Source organism: Pedobacter sp. SG908 (genome assembly GCF_011759615.1).
Taxonomy (GTDB): Bacteria; Bacteroidota; Bacteroidia; order Sphingobacteriales; family Sphingobacteriaceae; genus Pedobacter; species Pedobacter riviphilus.
In genome coordinates, this window is sequence record NZ_JAAOYY010000002.1 from 19,305 (window position 1) to 34,749 (window position 15,445).

At 33.5% G+C, this 15,445-nt stretch carries 12 protein-coding genes; all 12 read right to left on the reverse strand.

Going from position 1 to position 15,445, the window contains the following annotated elements:
- Positions 1-7 precede the first annotated feature (7 nt).
- Positions 8-1,189 carry a hypothetical protein gene (locus tag FHT21_RS15040; RefSeq protein ID WP_167295612.1) on the reverse strand — a complete coding sequence of 394 codons (1,182 nt, stop codon included), beginning with the start codon at positions 1,187-1,189 and terminating at the stop codon, positions 8-10.
- A 16-nt stretch (positions 1,190-1,205) separates the two neighbouring features.
- Entirely contained in the window at positions 1,206-2,474 is a 1,269-nt protein-coding gene (locus FHT21_RS24870) for an acyltransferase (RefSeq protein WP_208398965.1), read from the reverse strand.
- A 13-nt stretch (positions 2,475-2,487) separates the two neighbouring features.
- Complete coding sequence (locus FHT21_RS15050) at positions 2,488-3,531, reverse strand: glycosyltransferase (RefSeq protein ID WP_167295613.1); 1,044 nt, start codon at positions 3,529-3,531, stop codon at positions 2,488-2,490.
- Positions 3,532-3,538: 7 nt separating this feature from the next.
- Positions 3,539-4,972, reverse strand: a complete 1,434-nt coding sequence (locus FHT21_RS15055) for a flippase (protein WP_167295614.1) — start codon at positions 4,970-4,972, stop codon at positions 3,539-3,541.
- 8 nt (positions 4,973-4,980) lie between these two features.
- Positions 4,981-6,207: an NAD(P)-binding protein gene (locus FHT21_RS15060; RefSeq protein ID WP_167295615.1), complete on the reverse strand. Its 1,227-nt coding sequence runs from the start codon at positions 6,205-6,207 to the stop codon at positions 4,981-4,983.
- Positions 6,208-6,212: 5 nt separating this feature from the next.
- Positions 6,213-7,160, reverse strand: coding sequence for a GDP-L-fucose synthase (locus FHT21_RS15065; RefSeq protein ID WP_167295616.1), 948 nt, complete (start codon positions 7,158-7,160; stop codon positions 6,213-6,215).
- A complete protein-coding gene (gene gmd, locus FHT21_RS15070) occupies positions 7,160-8,287 on the reverse strand; it encodes a GDP-mannose 4,6-dehydratase (protein ID WP_167295617.1) in 1,128 nt (375 codons plus the stop codon). The genes FHT21_RS15065 and gmd overlap by 1 nt, the downstream gene beginning before the upstream one ends.
- Positions 8,288-8,292: 5 nt before the next feature.
- The gene (locus FHT21_RS15075; protein ID WP_243854033.1) at positions 8,293-10,653 is read right to left on the reverse strand and encodes a tyrosine-protein kinase; all 2,361 of its coding nucleotides are present in this window, start codon (positions 10,651-10,653) and stop codon (positions 8,293-8,295) included.
- A 17-nt stretch (positions 10,654-10,670) separates the two neighbouring features.
- A complete protein-coding gene (locus tag FHT21_RS15080) occupies positions 10,671-11,480 on the reverse strand; it encodes a polysaccharide biosynthesis/export family protein (protein WP_167295618.1) in 810 nt (269 codons plus the stop codon).
- A gap of 155 nt (positions 11,481-11,635) precedes the next feature.
- Positions 11,636-12,379 carry a CpsB/CapC family capsule biosynthesis tyrosine phosphatase gene (locus FHT21_RS15085; protein ID WP_167295619.1) on the reverse strand — a complete coding sequence of 248 codons (744 nt, stop codon included), beginning with the start codon at positions 12,377-12,379 and terminating at the stop codon, positions 11,636-11,638.
- Between the two features lie 612 nt (positions 12,380-12,991).
- On the reverse strand, positions 12,992-14,269 hold the full coding sequence (locus tag FHT21_RS15090; RefSeq protein ID WP_167295620.1) for a nucleotide sugar dehydrogenase: 1,278 nt from the start codon (positions 14,267-14,269) through the stop codon (positions 12,992-12,994).
- 279 nt (positions 14,270-14,548) lie between these two features.
- Entirely contained in the window at positions 14,549-15,409 is an 861-nt protein-coding gene (gene rfbA / locus FHT21_RS15095) for a glucose-1-phosphate thymidylyltransferase RfbA (protein WP_167295621.1), read from the reverse strand.
- Positions 15,410-15,445 lie beyond the last annotated feature (36 nt).

Here is a 15,445-nt window from a genome sequence, read left to right on the forward strand (position 1 = left end):
ATCTGAATTATGATTGCTTACAAAGTAGTTGCCTTTTAAAATCTTTCGATATATTTTCGTTCGACAATTGATTTTGTGCTTTTTTTAAGTTTTCTAACTGTTCAAAATATTCTTGTTTTTTCTCTCCTACAATTATGGACCTTATTAGTTCAGCCATATCATCAATACTTTCGCATAGATATCCAATATTACCTAACTTATCAAAATAGTACTCTAAATAGCTATTTTTTATTGCAATTATTGGTTTAAGGTATTTTATCGCATCAAAAAAAGTACCACTTGGGCAAAGTTCATAGTATCCTCCTGTTTTAAAAAAATATATGAAATAGTCCGATTTAGCTAAAGATTCTTCAAAAACAGCATTAGGAATAAAGCTTCCATCTCTTTTTAAAACATCTACAAATTCATTTATAAATGGTTGAAGTTCGGTTGCCACACTTCCAATTTGAGTTAACTTTAATTCATTATTGGAAATATGAGCTCTAAGTATTTGAGCCAATTTAAAAAGAGATTCTGAATTTTTAATTAATGTTGCCGTACCAATATTTGACAAAGTTAAAATTTCTCGCTTAGCTTTATTAAAAAGATTATTACCAGAATATTCATAAGGGTGATCGATTACAATAAAAGAATTGCCAGAGATGGATGGGATTGTAGCTAATAATTTATCCTTTATACTTTTACCATAAATTAAAGAGATGTTAAACTTTAAATTTCTATTAACCATCATTTTTTTAATAAAATAACGAAATATCTTTGTAACAAGCTTATTTTTATCCAAAAGTAGCACGCCCAAATCACCATGATGGCAAATAATAATTTTTTGTTTATATAGACTCGCTAAAAAATTTACAAACAATGCAATAAATGGGAAACATGAAGTAAAGACAATAAGTTTTGCTTCATGTTTTTTTGCTTGTCTAAACATTTTACAGGATAATCTTGCCTGTCTGAAAAACTTTAGGGCTAAGTTAGTCTTTTTATCCTCTTTGGGTTTATATTTGTAACTATTTAAGACCAAATTTTGTTTGCTTAAATATGGCTTTTCAAGTAGCCTTTTAGAATGCAATTCATCTGCGTATAAATGCATTATATCATCAGTAAATGTGATTTGCAATATTTCCAAAATACCAGCATTTACTATTACATGTTTCTCCCCCTGCATCTGTGGCTCAACTACTATAATCATCTTTTTGAAGTATTAATTAATCAAACCATGGCAACCATGTTGGGTTATAATTAAGATCTTTAGATCTATCCTTTATAAATTTAGCAGGTACACCACCAACCATTGTATATGGCGCAACATCTTTTGTTACGAGAGCACCAGCGCAAACAATAGCTCCTTCTCCTATAACTACTCCAGGTAAAATTGTTGCTCTCGATCCAATCCATACGAAATTACCAATAATAATATCCTTAGATCTAAAGGCAAAATTTTTAGAATTAATATCATGATCTCCTGTAATAACATGCACATGAGGGGAGATAGATGTAAAGTCGCCTATCTTTAATTTTCCTCGACCGTCTAAAAAACATTCTCGATTAATAACACATCCCTTACCTATCTCAATATTTCTGCCATAAATAAAACAATTTAAATGAATGCTTGATTGCTTCCCTAACTTAATTTTTATCACTTTTCGATAATAAAAATGTCTTAACGAATAGAAAGGGATTTTATTAACCCAATAGTTTGGGAAATAATCAAATAAGAATGCTTTAAAAATGGTATAAAGACCTAATAATGGTGAATTACTTAAAGAAATAAGTACAATCGTTTTTAAATATATAAAAGTTACTACAGGTGTGTGTTTTTTATTGACGCGCAACACATTCATTCTTTTTTCTAAAAAAAGTTTGCTTTTTTTAAAATTGTTATCAGTAACTGTTACAGGTTTATCAAAAAACTTGATATTAGTTTCGCTTTTACAGAAGCGAACTAACAAATCATAATCCAATAAATAATTTTTATCAAATCCAATTGGAAAATTCTCTTTTAATATAAAATTTCTGTTCACGATTATTTCGCCAAATAAGGGAGGGATACCTTCTAATGGCTTATTTGTATTATATGAAGAAACCTTATCAACAAGAGCTCCGTCTGGAAGCCTAATTTTTTGTCTGCAATAAAGAAAGTCTAATTCTGTAATTGAAAGATAGGACACAAGATCTTTGATAGATTCTCTTTCATAGAATTGTAGGCTGGCTGGCAGAACATATATATATATCCCTGTAGACACTTCTATTGCCTGTTTTAGACTAAGCCCGAAATCAGTCCCCTCATAGTCAATATAACTATACTTCACTTTGTCAATCGTAGAAAATATCTTAGCTACAGAAACTTTAGCACCTACCACAATTAACTCGACTTTTTCCTCAGACATAAGTATACTTTCAACCAAATGGCTAAAAATTAATGATGTTTCCTCTTCAAGTATTAAAACAATTGATAGAATTACTTTGCTTTCCATATTAAATACTCAACTATGACTTAATGTTTCCATTAAGTCTCTTTTTAAGTTCGATTGAATTACCAACCACTCTTTCTGAAGTATTAAAGTAACCTTTTAAATAACTTTTTATATAGTAATATTTAATCATTTGTTGTTGATAAAAAGCAAATATTAAAACTTTAAAATTATATTTTTCGGATCTAAATTGTAGCCAATTCATAAAAGTTGAAATATATGATTTAAATCCTATTGCAAACATCAAGTTGATAATAATAGCACTAATATTTACGTCCTTTTCAAGGATATAAAATGTTATATTAAAAATTAAAAGAACAACGAAAAGAACTTGAAAGGATAGAGATATTAAATGCTTAAATAACATTGATACATTTGATTTAGCCTCTCCTTCTCCCAAACCATATCTTCCAGCTTCTTTCAAAAAGCCTATAGGCAAAACGTGACGTCCCCAAAAAACATTAGCCTCATCAACCATTAAAATTTGGTACCCCGAAGCTTTCACTTCCAAACCAAATACAAAGTCATCTCCCGCCAAAGTTAGCCATTCACAATATCCCCCTACCTTATCAAATACTTCTCGTCTGTAAGCTATTGATCTAGATGAAGGTATAAAATTGGCAGCTTTAACATTAATATTATAGCCATTATTATTAATATATGCAGCTTTAGCTGCTAGTGAGTTTTGATCGGCCTCAATAACACTAAAGCTTCCACCTACAACCATTATTTCAGGATTTAAAAGAGGATTAGTAATTGATTCAAGCCATTGATTAGTAAAGCGACAGCCAAAATCAGTACTTGCAATAATATTATATTTTGCTGTTCTAATAGCAAGATTACGGCCCTCTGCTACGTTACAGCGATGTTTCTGTAATATAATAATAGGAATGTTTGAGGTATCTCTCCACTCTAAAAGCTTTTCGTAAGTTCCATCAGAAGATCCAGCATCGGTAATGATAATTTCGGAAGGTTTTACAGTCTGACTTTCAAGATCAGCTATAGTTTTTTCTAAACGACTGCTTTCATTAAATACTGTTGATACTAAGCTAATTTGCATAAATAATTTACTTTTTAAACTTCAAAATATTAGATACAATTTCCTCAACAAACTTATTTCTAAACAATAGTAACTGGAATAATATAAAACTAACTATATATACAAAAATTGATAAAGCCATCATTGATAGAGACGATAAGTAGTTCTTGAGGCCAAGAGTCAATAAAAAACTTGGTAGTAAAGATAAAATAATTAGAGACAATAGTTTATAGTCAAAAGTTATAGCTATATTCTTTCTTGCCCATATATATATGTATATACAAACGGTTAGTTCTGCTAACAAACAAGAAATTGCTGCACCTGTAAAACTGTAAATCGGAATTAATATAAAGTTAGACGTAAGACTCACAACAAGTCCTAAAATAGTGGCGTGTAGTATTTTTCTTTCTTGCCCAATAGGTAATAAATATTGTGTTCCAAAAACATTGCATAACCCGATGATTAGAGGAATTAAAGATAGAATTCGTAATACATTGGCAGCTGGTAAATATTTTTCACCTGAAATTATAGTTAAAATTTCTTTAGGGAAAACAACGCAAAAAAAAGAAAAAGGTAAAGCAATTAAGAATATTACATTAATTGACTTCGCCATTAGATCCTTAATCGCTTCATTGTTTTTATTGGCATGAAGCACTGACATCCGTGGAATTAATACTGTTCCTATACCAGCGATTAGCAACCAAAACATCTTTACTAATTTCAAGGGTACATTATAAAAACTAACCGCCACTGGTGTTGAAAAAAAACCCAAAATAACTGTATCTAAAACAGTGTATACGCTTATAGAAACATTTATGCTAAATAGAACTAATAGTGGTTTAAGATGAATTGACAAATTTAATTTCTCAGGCCATCCCTTATAGAAATATTTATAGAAATTGTAAAAATTGAGAAATGAATTTGCAAATACTAGCAATGAAAGAATTAAAAAATAAAGAACATAATCATCTTGCCGCTTAACCAGTACCAATATCGCTATTACGCTAAGGCTTTTGATTATTAATGATCTTTTGGTTATGTAACTGAAATTTTCTATTCCTTGATAGTACCACTCGATCAAAAATGAATTTGACAAGATTGATAAACATGCAATCTGTATTAAACTAATTTGAGAGCCCAATTTTGGAATAAAAAAATGTAGGGCAAAAAAAATACAGCAACAAGTAAGCGCCAAGAAAAATTGTAATGTTACAAGTTCTACAACTAGATCAGAATTTCTTTTTACATCATGTTTATGTTTTGCAATTTCTCTAACACCGTAGAAGGGTATACCTAAAGAAGACAAAATGATGAAATATTGCGAAAATGCATCAATAAAGAATATACTGCCTAAACCATTACTTGAAAGAACCCTTGTTACATATGGAAACGTAATTAAAGGAAATAATATTGTTGATGAAGTAAGTATAAAATTACTTATTACGTTCTTTTTTAAACTCATTTTATCATTTAGGCCAAATTTATTTTTTGTGCTAGGTCTAAACTGCTTTTAATACAAACATCCATATTGTAATACTGCCACTCACCAAATCTACCAAGAGTATGAAGACCAATATCTTGAAGATATTTTTTAACAGCAGTTGTCGCTGAATCATAATTCTCATCAAAAACTACATAGGCATGTTCTGAAACGTTATAATCAATAGGTCTTTTCAAAAAACTATCTTTTTTACCATTCTCGATCATCTCTTCCCTGGTCTTCTCTCCCACAACCTCTGACATGGAGTAATTTTTCTTTGGCTTGAAGAAACTTCCAATATGAATATATCTATGAAAAAAATTATACGATTCAGGGATATAAGTCCAGGTTCTATCTGTCTCTTCAGTTTCCCAGAACATGGTAGTTACCTTATTATAACGTAATTTATCTGCTGCATCTAAAACTTCATCAGGAGTACCCTTTATTAAATGTGGCAATATGTTTAAAGGCAATGTACTTATCACTAAGTCATACTCTTTCTCCCCGTTTATAAGCCATTTTTGTGCTTTCTTTTCTACTGTATTTACAGTAAAGTCAGTTAAAATTGTTAGTCCCTCTGCCAACTTGTCTATAAAAGTATTTTGATTATTACTATCCGGGTAGTAAAAACTTGCATGCGGCATTTTGTCACTTTCATTACTAATGAGGCCTTTAAAAAATGACTCCTTATTTGGAATAGGCAATTTTCCATCGACCCAGGCTGGACTCATTTCACTTGGCGGCCTATTCCAGATTTTAGAATTATAAGGGATGAAATAAGCCTCAGCTAATGTATTGCCAAATTTCTTTCTAAACCAGTCTTCCAAATTCTCATAAACATTATTATCTTCTGCGCTTAAAAAATCTCTAGTGATATCAATTGCTAATTCAGGCGCAAAGTTATGAATCTGTTGTATCGCATACTCTATTGGATAAGAAATTTCTTTCCCTTTCAATTTAATTACTGCATTACGTTGAACTTGATGCCAATTTTCTTTCGGCAAAACTTCATTAAAGACAAAATCCAACACATCGGGATATTTAGAGTTAAAGCAATGCCCACCTACCGTATGATATGCCACCCCTTCAACAATTTTCGTTCTCGCAATTCCACCATGTATTGAATGCCTTTCAAGTAATTCAACATCATGTTGCTTAGATAGCATTCTTCCTATACTCAGGCCGGAAATACCAGCTCCTAATATCCCAATTTTCATTTTAGTTAATTCTTTTTGTTTTTAAAATCTGCATAAGCCAATCTTAGCCCCTTTTCTAAAGGGGTTGCGTAGGTCCATCCAAAATTAGTCAATTTTGAAACATCCATTAGCTTTCTTGGTGTACCATCTGGTTTGCTGATATCAAAATTAATTTCACCATGAAAGCCAACGATATCCTTAATCATAAAAGCCAACTCCTTAATACTTAAATCTTCACCACAGCCTATATTTACCAAACCAGCATCATTATAATTTCTCATTAAATGAATACATGCATCTGCAAGATCATCAGCATATAAAAACTCTCTTTTTGGAGAGCCACTACCCCATATGCTTACAGATGATAGATTGTTAACTTTAGCTTCATCAAACCTCCTGATTAAAGCCGGTAATACATGCGAATTCTCTGGATGATAATTATCGTTCAAGCCATAAAGATTCGTTGGCATCACAGATATGTAGTTACAGCCGTATTGCTGGCGATAGGCGTCACACATCTTAATTCCTGCAATCTTAGCAATCGCATAAGGTTCATTAGTGGGCTCCAATTCACCTGTTAACAAATACTCCTCTTTTAGAGGTTGAGGAGCCATTTTTGGATAGATACATGATGAGCCCAAAAACATCAATTTTTTTACATCAACACTTCTTGATGACTCTATAATGTTACTCTGAATCATGAGATTTTCATAAATAAAATCTCCTCGATAAGTGTTATTAGCAACAATGCCGCCTACTTTAGCCGCGGCTAAAAAAACATAGTCAGGCCGTTCATCTTCAAAAAAATCCTTTACGGCACGTTGATCTCTTAAATCAAGTTCTGCTGAAGTACGGAAAACAAGATTAGTAAAACCTTCTTTTTGTAATCTTCTAAATATTGCCGAGCCAACCATTCCTCGATGCCCTGCAATATAGACCTTTGCATTTTTATCTTGCAAATACAATTCAGACATTATTCGTATTGATTTTTAATGGTGTAACCATGAGATTTCAATAATGATTCTTTCCTGAAATGATCCACGTCAGCTGCCACCATTTCTTTTACTAAAGCAGCCAAATCATATTTAGGTTCCCATCCTAATTTAGTTTTTGATTTGGTAGGGTCTCCAATCAATAAATCCACTTCCGTAGGGCGGAAATATGCCGGATCAACTCCTACAACCTCTGTTCCAATCTCAACTTGAAATTCAGGATTTGAACATGCAGATACGATACCTTTTTCTTCAACGCCTTCTCCAGTAAAATCAATTGTTATCCCAACTTCAGCAAAGGCCAAACGCACAAATTCACGAACTCTCGTAGTTACGCCAGTAGCAATTACAAAATCTTCAGCAACATCTTGCTGTAATATCCTCCACATGGCCTCAACGTAGTCCTTAGCATGCCCCCAGTCACGTTCCGCATCCAGATTGCCTAAAAATAATTTCTTCTGTAAACCTTGAGCTATTTTAGCAACCGCACGGGTGATTTTACGAGTTACAAAAGTCTCACCCCTTAATGGACTTTCATGATTAAATAATATCCCATTACAAGCAAACATATTATAAGCTTCGCGATAGTTCTTGGTAATCCAAAAACCATAAATCTTTGCTACACCATATGGAGAACGTGGATAAAAAGGTGAATTTTCATCATAAAATCCTTTATCATTTTTGTTTTCTGGCATTCCACCATATAATTCAGATGTGGATGCCTGATAAACCTTAGTCTTTTTTTCCAAGCCTAAGATTCTCACTGCCTCCAATATCCGTAAGGTTCCGATTCCGTCTACATTAGCAACATATTCAGGTGAATCAAAAGACACTTTTACATGACTCATTGCACCTAAATTATAAATTTCATCTGGTTGGATCTCTTGAACAAGTCTGATTAAATTCGTTGAATCGGTCAAATCTCCATAATGCAGTTTAAATCTAACATTATCATCATGAGGATCTTGATAAAGATGATCAATACGATCTGTATTAAACAAAGAACTTCTTCTTTTAATTCCATGAACCATATAACCTTTATCTAGCAACAGTTCCGCTAGATATGTTCCATCTTGTCCTGTTATACCCGTAATTAGTGCAACTTTCATTTTTTCTACGAATTTTTAAATATATTTTTAAGCTTAGTTAATGAATTAGGCTTTTTATTTTCCCCGTAGGTACCATAGCCATAACCATAGCCATAAAGTTTGGTATCGATGTCATTCACAACTATACCTAAGTTTTTCATTTTACCACTTGTAAACAACTCTTCAACTATATTAAGTTGATCCTTTTGTGTAACCTTTTGACGCACTAAGTAAAGTGTTACATCGGCGTATACCGATAGCAATTGTGCATCAGTTATAATTCCGATAGGAGGGGCATCCATTATAATATAATCAAATTGAGCTTTTAATTCTTCTATCAGCCCAGGTGTATGTTCACTTAATAATGTTTCAGCAGGGTTTGGCGGTAGTGGACCAGACGATATGATGAACATATTCTTATTTATCGTTAAGGGCTTTACAATGTCAGTAACTTTGATTTCAGGGCTAATTGTATAATTGCTAAAGCCAACCGAGTTATCAATGCCCAATTTTGCCGAAAGACCAGGTTTTCTCAGGTCAAACTCCATTAACAATACCTTTTTACCTGCCAGCGCTAAAATATTACCAAGATTTATTGCCGTAAATGATTTACCCTCTCCACTCATACTAGATGTAAGCAGAATAACCTTTTCGTTGTTATTCTTTAAATAGAATGAAAGATTGGTCCTTAATGCTCTAAATTGCTCAGATATAGCCGATCTTCCTTGATTTGCTACAATTAAATTATCATCACTTTCGTTATGATTTATTTCGCCAATTACTGGTACTTGCGTAAATCCACCGATTTCATCCTTAGTTGTAACGGTTGTATTGAATAATGCTTGGCTAAAAATTAATATTATAGGAATCAAAATGCCAATAATTAACCCAATGGTATAAACTATGTTTTTTTTAGGAGCAATTGGAAGTAATTCAGATTTTGGTGGATCAATGGTTTTTGCAATTGAAATATTAGCTGTTTTTGAAATATTTGTTTCTTCCGCCTTCTGCATTAGAAAAATGTATAGCTCTTGCTTGATCTGTTGGTTTCTAGCTAATTTAAGATAATTTTTTTCAACTTCCGGAACTCCTGAAATTTTACCCTCTGCCTTTAACAATTGACTTTTAAGCCTATTTCTAGTCAGTATTGCTGAATTTTTACTACTCCGAACATTTGAAAGTATATCACTTTTCAATCCCTTTATCTGAGTATCGATATTTTGAATGAATGGACTTTCTTCAGTTACACTTAAAAGTTGTTTTTCTCTTTCAATTAAAAGAGCATTATATTGGCTCATTAAATTAGAGAAAACCATATCAGTTGGTATTAGTGCTGACGGAAAAACCCGCTTCACATTACTGTCATCAGTCAGATATTTCTCCAAATCATTTAGCACGCTTACTTGAGTCTCCGCTTTTGCCAGATCAGTACTAAATTCGCCAGTATTCTGCACGAGAAGTTTACCCTGCTCACTCATGTCTGCTAATTGATTCCTTTGCTTAAAGCTTTCCACATTATTTTCAACGTCACCTAATTCTGATGCAATAACATTTAGACGTTCCTTGATAAAACGATAAGTGCTATCAGCTACAGCATTTTTATCACTTAGATTAGATTGGGTATATCTATTGATGAGTGTATTCAGAATATCCTCTCCCTTCGCCGGCACAGGGTAAGATAAACCCAAGTCGATTATGCTAACTTGTTTATTACTTACTGTAACACTAAGCTGTTTCATGAGTGATGCAACCCGAGTATCAATAGAGCTAACTTTTATAAAGTATTCACTTTCATCCATTTTAAGCCCGGAATTTTCTACTAGTTGGATTATCCCTACTCCTGGAACGTTAAATTTCTCACCAAATGCAACTGTTTTTTCAAAATCACGGCTAGTAATTTTTAGTTTAGTCTTAGCAACTTTTATTACTTTAAAGTCAGTAGCATTAATTGTATCAACACTTTTAATGAAAACTAGGTTAATAGGAGATCTATAAAGTTCACGGATAAAAAACTCAGTTTTTTTTGAATAAACAACATTTAATTGCATATCCCTAACAACCTGTTCCATTAAAAAACGAGTTTTTAAAATTTCGGCTTCATTATCAACAGAATTTTTTGATCCCATAAGCCCTCCTAAATCCATTAAAGAACTAGCTTGCTTACCTAGATTGCCACCCTTTTCATCGTCATTAACGATAAGCTTAGCTCTAATTTGATATGTTGGAGCGGTATATTTCCCATAAATAAAGGCTATTAATAAACATACAAAAATACTTATAACAAACCAAGGCCACTTATTTAGTAATTTGTTTATTATTTCTTTAATATTGATGCTATCCTCTTCTTCTACACGGGAAACCATATTTCTTTCGGTTAGATTATTCATTACAATTTATACGGGATCTATTTAAAATTAGAAATGGCTAGCACGATTACTGAAATAACAGAGGCTATTACGCTAATAGTTTGAATTTGAGCAGAATTTGAGGCAGATACCTTTCTTTTATTAGGTTCTACATATACAACGTCATTTTGCTTAAGGTAATAGAATGGGCTATTAAATATTTTACTGGAATTTAGATCCAATCTAACAAACTCTTTCTTTCCATTATTATCACGGACGATTAATACATTATCTCTTTTGCCATAAATCGTTAGATCGCCGGCTAAACTAAGCGCATCCAATATACTTACTTTTTCATTTGGCAAAGTATACGTAGAAGGTGAATTAACTTCACCAAGAACACTCACCTTGAAATTTGCAAATCTTAATTGAACATTTGGTTCTTTGTAAACAACAGCAGCTTTTTCTCTAATTAATTCGCGTGCTTGATAAGTTGTTAAACCAGCTACTTTAACTTTTCCTATTAGAGAAAGCTCTACATCCCCATTTCTATCAACTAAAAAACCTGAAACCTGCTGAGCTGCAACTGCTGTGTTAGCGCCTCCACCTAAAACAGTATTGCTGGCTGCTTGATTCACTATCGCACCACTCTGTGGATTGAGCGTAAAAATATTAATACTTAAAATGTCGTCGGACTGTATTACTGGCTCAGTGAAAACGGCCGCACTATCTAATTTAGCTTGTTTAATAGATTGAATATCCTGAAAATAAGCTATTTTCTTATTGCTCACACAGGATGCGCTAAGGGCTACCACTACAGAGAATATTAAGTATCTCAGCCCTTTTATTACATTATTCTTATTACTCATAGGTATATATCCGTTCAAAACGTTAATAATCATTTCAAACCGGTGGCAAACTTAATCATTTAATTGTAAAACAAGAAAATCGTAACGAACGATAATCCTCCGTTAATCTAGAATTCGTAACTTTCACGGTTGTTGTAATATATTTTAATTGGAAATTAACTAAGCAATACAGAAGAAAATATTTGTTGATTTTTAAATTCGTAACTACCAATTAGGTCATAAATCCTACCTGAATGAACTGCTTCCATTAATGTATTCAGATGTTTATCATGATGCAAATCTGTCCCAGCAAAATCATACATCTTTTCTTTAAGCAAAATTTCGGCCAGTTGTTTAACCTCTTTACCATAATAGCCTAATATGGATAGTAAATTTAATTGTAAAAGACATCCTTTTTCTTTAAATCGCTTTAATCGGCTTCTATCCTTAAAATAAAAAGTATAGCGTTCCGGATGGGCTAGAATAGGCTTATATCCTTTAATTTCTAAATCAAAAATGGTTTGACTAATTCCTGGGCTTTCATTTAAATAAGACATCTCAATCAACAGATACTTCTGATCTAAAGTACATAACGGCCCATCCATTTTAAAATCCTGATCAACCATGTACTCTGCACCAGCACTTAATTTCAAAGAAACATTGCCTTTATCCATTTCTTGTTGTAGTAAATCTTTTGCATTAAAGATTGTTTCATTTGTATTTGGATACAGTTCTTGATAGATATGTGGTGTAGCAATCAGCTGATCAAACCCCAGTTCCTGTAATGATTTAACAAAACGTAAGGAGGTAGCCAGATCAGGAGAACCATCATCGATACCAGGCAGGATATGAGAATGAATATCGATGCCTAGCCAGGAAATATCAGTTACCTTATTCTTTTTTGTAAAAAAACTTAACATATTTATAGCAATGGAATATCAAATTGACTCGCCTTATCATAATCACTCGTTTATAAACGAAATTATCACTGCAATAATATGCGAGTTGAAAGTATTATTTATAGAATAAAAAAACTATTCTAATTAACGTGTTAAATTTAATAAAATTCATACTATTTCCCAATAAAGAGTAGATTAAATCAGACAAATAGTCGAAAATGATGCTTTAAAAAGAATCTACAGCTTAATTTGCACAAGAAAATTAACAAAAATATAACCTTCACGCTATCAACAGTACTCCAGAAATGTAATTCAAAATAGTTAAGGCTTTATAATATCCCTCTTTTAAATATTCGTCCTTTTTTATTAAATGAAGATCAAAAATTACCTTTTTTTTTAACCAAAGCTGCTAAGTTATATTGTTCCTGTTACCCATTCTCCTTATCAAGCTCACACTAGCAAGGCTATTTCCTGTTTTATAGACTTCCTTTTATCGGCCATTTTTATATTGTTTCTTTACCTTTTAGGTAATAAAAAGGTAAAGAATAGGTAAGCCTGGGGTAACCCTGGGGTTAACTTGGTGTACAGAAAGGGTAAATAAAAGGTAAACAAAGGGTAAAGAATCGACAGATTTTATAACCTGGCATCAACCAAATTCCTGTCGATAAAAGATTTGGTATCAAAAATGAGTGCCCCTTTTTCTTTAATACTGCGATAATCAATGTCTAAAAACTGCTGGTGCGCCACAGCAAGGATAACGGCATCATAATGTTTAAACTGACCATCATCGATCATTTCGATGCCATACTCCGCTTTCACTTCATCCCTATTAGCCCATGGATCATATACATCAACATCCATACTAAAAGCTTTCAGCTCCTTGTAAATATCAGTTACCCTTGTATTTCTGGTATCAGGGCAATTTTCTTTAAAAGCAAAGCCCAGGATGAGGGCTCTAGCTCCATTGATCACTTTGTCTCTAGCCACCAACATTTTGATCACCTTATTGGCCACAAACATCCCCATATTGTCATTCACCCTTCTGCCAGATAGAATCACTTCAGGTTTATAACCCAAAGCCTCCGATTTATGCGCCAGGTAATATGGATCTACACCAATACAATGGCCGCCAACCAGGCCGGGTTTATAGTTTAGGAAATTCCATTTGGTTGCAGCAGCAGCCAACACATCTGCTGTATCAATGCCCATGCGATCAAAAATTAAGGCCAGTTCGTTTACAAAAGAGATATTTACATCCCGCTGCGCATTTTCTATTGCTTTTGAGGCTTCTGCCACTTTAATGCTTGGTGCCAAATGAGTACCTGCCGTAATAATAGATGCGTAGAGTTGATCAATTTCAGCAGCAATTGCAGGCGTAGAGCCCGAGGTTACCTTTTTAATTTTGGTAAGGGTGTTAATTTTATCTCCAGGATTAATCCGCTCTGGGGAATAACCACAGAAAAAATCGATGTTATATTTTAATCCTGAAATTTTTTCTAAAACAGGCACACAATCTTCTTCGGTACAACCTGGATAAACAGTTGATTCATAAATGACGATATCACCTGTTTTTAATACGATACCTAACATTTTACTGGCCGCAAGTAAAGGTTGTAAATCTGGCCGTTTGAGCTGGTCGATAGGAGTGGGTACGGTAACGATATAGATGGTACATGTGGCCAGGTCTGCTAAATTGGCACTCAGCGTTAAACCCATCTCCGATGCAGCAATTACAGTTTTCAGATCTTCCAGATTGGCTTCATTTGTTCGGTCCTGTAGTTGATTTAACTCCGCTACCCGCTCCTCATTCGTATCAAAACCAATTACTTTATATTTCTTAGCAAATTCGATAGCCAGGGGTAAACCTACATAACCTAAACCAATAATGGCAATCTGCTTTTCTGTATTCATTTTTTCTTTCGGTAATTGGGCAAATATAAGATAAATGTAGAAAGCTTAATTCTTTTAACCACAGAGGACACAAATAGAAAGTGCGAAGGGCACAGATTTAGGGGAGTAGTGCTTATATGAAATTATATCTCTTATGTGGTAAAGATTGTCTATGCATTTTAGAGATCCTTCCCTGCGCTCAGGATGACAAAAATTCCAAATAAAAGAAAATCACCAATCAATACATGGCATCAATTGGTGATTTAGAATTACGCGTATATTAAACTATACTAAAACTTCTTATTTAATCTGCTTTAACAGGTAACTACCATAACCACTTTTAACCAATGGAGTAGCGATAGCCTTAAGCTGTTCTGCATCGATAAACCCCATACGGTAAGCAATTTCTTCAATACACCCGATTTTTAAGCCTTGTCTTTCTTCAATGATCTGCACAAACTGTCCGGCCTGCATTAAAGAGGTAAAAGTTCCGGTATCTAACCAGGCTGTTCCACGGCTTAATACACCTACCTTTAATTTACCTCGTTCTAGATAGATTCGGTTCACATCGGTAATTTCGTACTCACCACGAGGAGAAGGTTTAATATTTTTTGCAATTTCTACTACCTCATTATCATAAAAATACAATCCAGGCACTGCATAGTCTGATTTGGGTTGAACAGGTTTTTCTTCAATAGAAATGGCCTTTTTATTTTCATCAAATTCTACCACACCGTAACGTTCAGGATCAGCAACCTGGTAAGCAAATACCACACCTCCATCAGGGTCGGAACTGGCCTGTAATAATTTGGCCATACCATCGCCATGGAATATATTATCGCCCAATACCAAAGCAACTTTATCTTTGCCAATAAATTCTTCACCAATCACAAAAGCCTGTGCTAAACCATTCGGTTCTGCCTGTACGGCATAACTAAATTTACAGCCCAAAGAAGTGCCATCGCCCAATAATTTCTCAAAATTTGGCAGATCGTGTGGGGTAGAGATAATCAGAATTTCTTTTATCCCAGCCAACATCAGCGTAGACAGAGGATAATAGATCATCGGTTTATCGTAAACCGGCATCATCTGTTTACTACAAGCCAAAGTTAAGGGATGCAAACGGGTTCCGCTGCCACCAGCTAAGATTATACCTTTCATATTCTAGTTATTAGTTCATCTGTCATTGGTTCATTG

Bases quoted from the DNA above. Each gene is read 5' to 3' on its own strand.
- FHT21_RS15040 (WP_167295612.1), bottom strand. From the start codon at position 1,189: ATGATTATAGTAGTTGAGCCACAGATGCAGGGGGAGAAACATGTAATA.
- FHT21_RS24870 (WP_208398965.1), bottom strand. From the start codon at position 2,474: ATGGAAAGCAAAGTAATTCTATCAATTGTTTTAATACTTGAAGAGGAA.
- FHT21_RS15050 (WP_167295613.1), bottom strand. From the start codon at position 3,531: ATGCAAATTAGCTTAGTATCAACAGTATTTAATGAAAGCAGTCGTTTA.
- FHT21_RS15055 (WP_167295614.1), bottom strand. From the start codon at position 4,972: ATGAGTTTAAAAAAGAACGTAATAAGTAATTTTATACTTACTTCATCA.
- FHT21_RS15060 (WP_167295615.1), bottom strand. From the start codon at position 6,207: ATGAAAATTGGGATATTAGGAGCTGGTATTTCCGGCCTGAGTATAGGA.
- FHT21_RS15065 (WP_167295616.1), bottom strand. From the start codon at position 7,160: ATGTCTGAATTGTATTTGCAAGATAAAAATGCAAAGGTCTATATTGCA.
- gmd (WP_167295617.1), bottom strand. From the start codon at position 8,287: ATGAAAGTTGCACTAATTACGGGTATAACAGGACAAGATGGAACATAT.
- FHT21_RS15075 (WP_243854033.1), bottom strand. From the start codon at position 10,653: ATGAATAATCTAACCGAAAGAAATATGGTTTCCCGTGTAGAAGAAGAG.
- FHT21_RS15080 (WP_167295618.1), bottom strand. From the start codon at position 11,480: ATGAGTAATAAGAATAATGTAATAAAAGGGCTGAGATACTTAATATTC.
- FHT21_RS15085 (WP_167295619.1), bottom strand. From the start codon at position 12,379: ATGTTAAGTTTTTTTACAAAAAAGAATAAGGTAACTGATATTTCCTGG.
- FHT21_RS15090 (WP_167295620.1), bottom strand. From the start codon at position 14,269: ATGAATACAGAAAAGCAGATTGCCATTATTGGTTTAGGTTATGTAGGT.
- rfbA (WP_167295621.1), bottom strand. From the start codon at position 15,409: ATGAAAGGTATAATCTTAGCTGGTGGCAGCGGAACCCGTTTGCATCCC.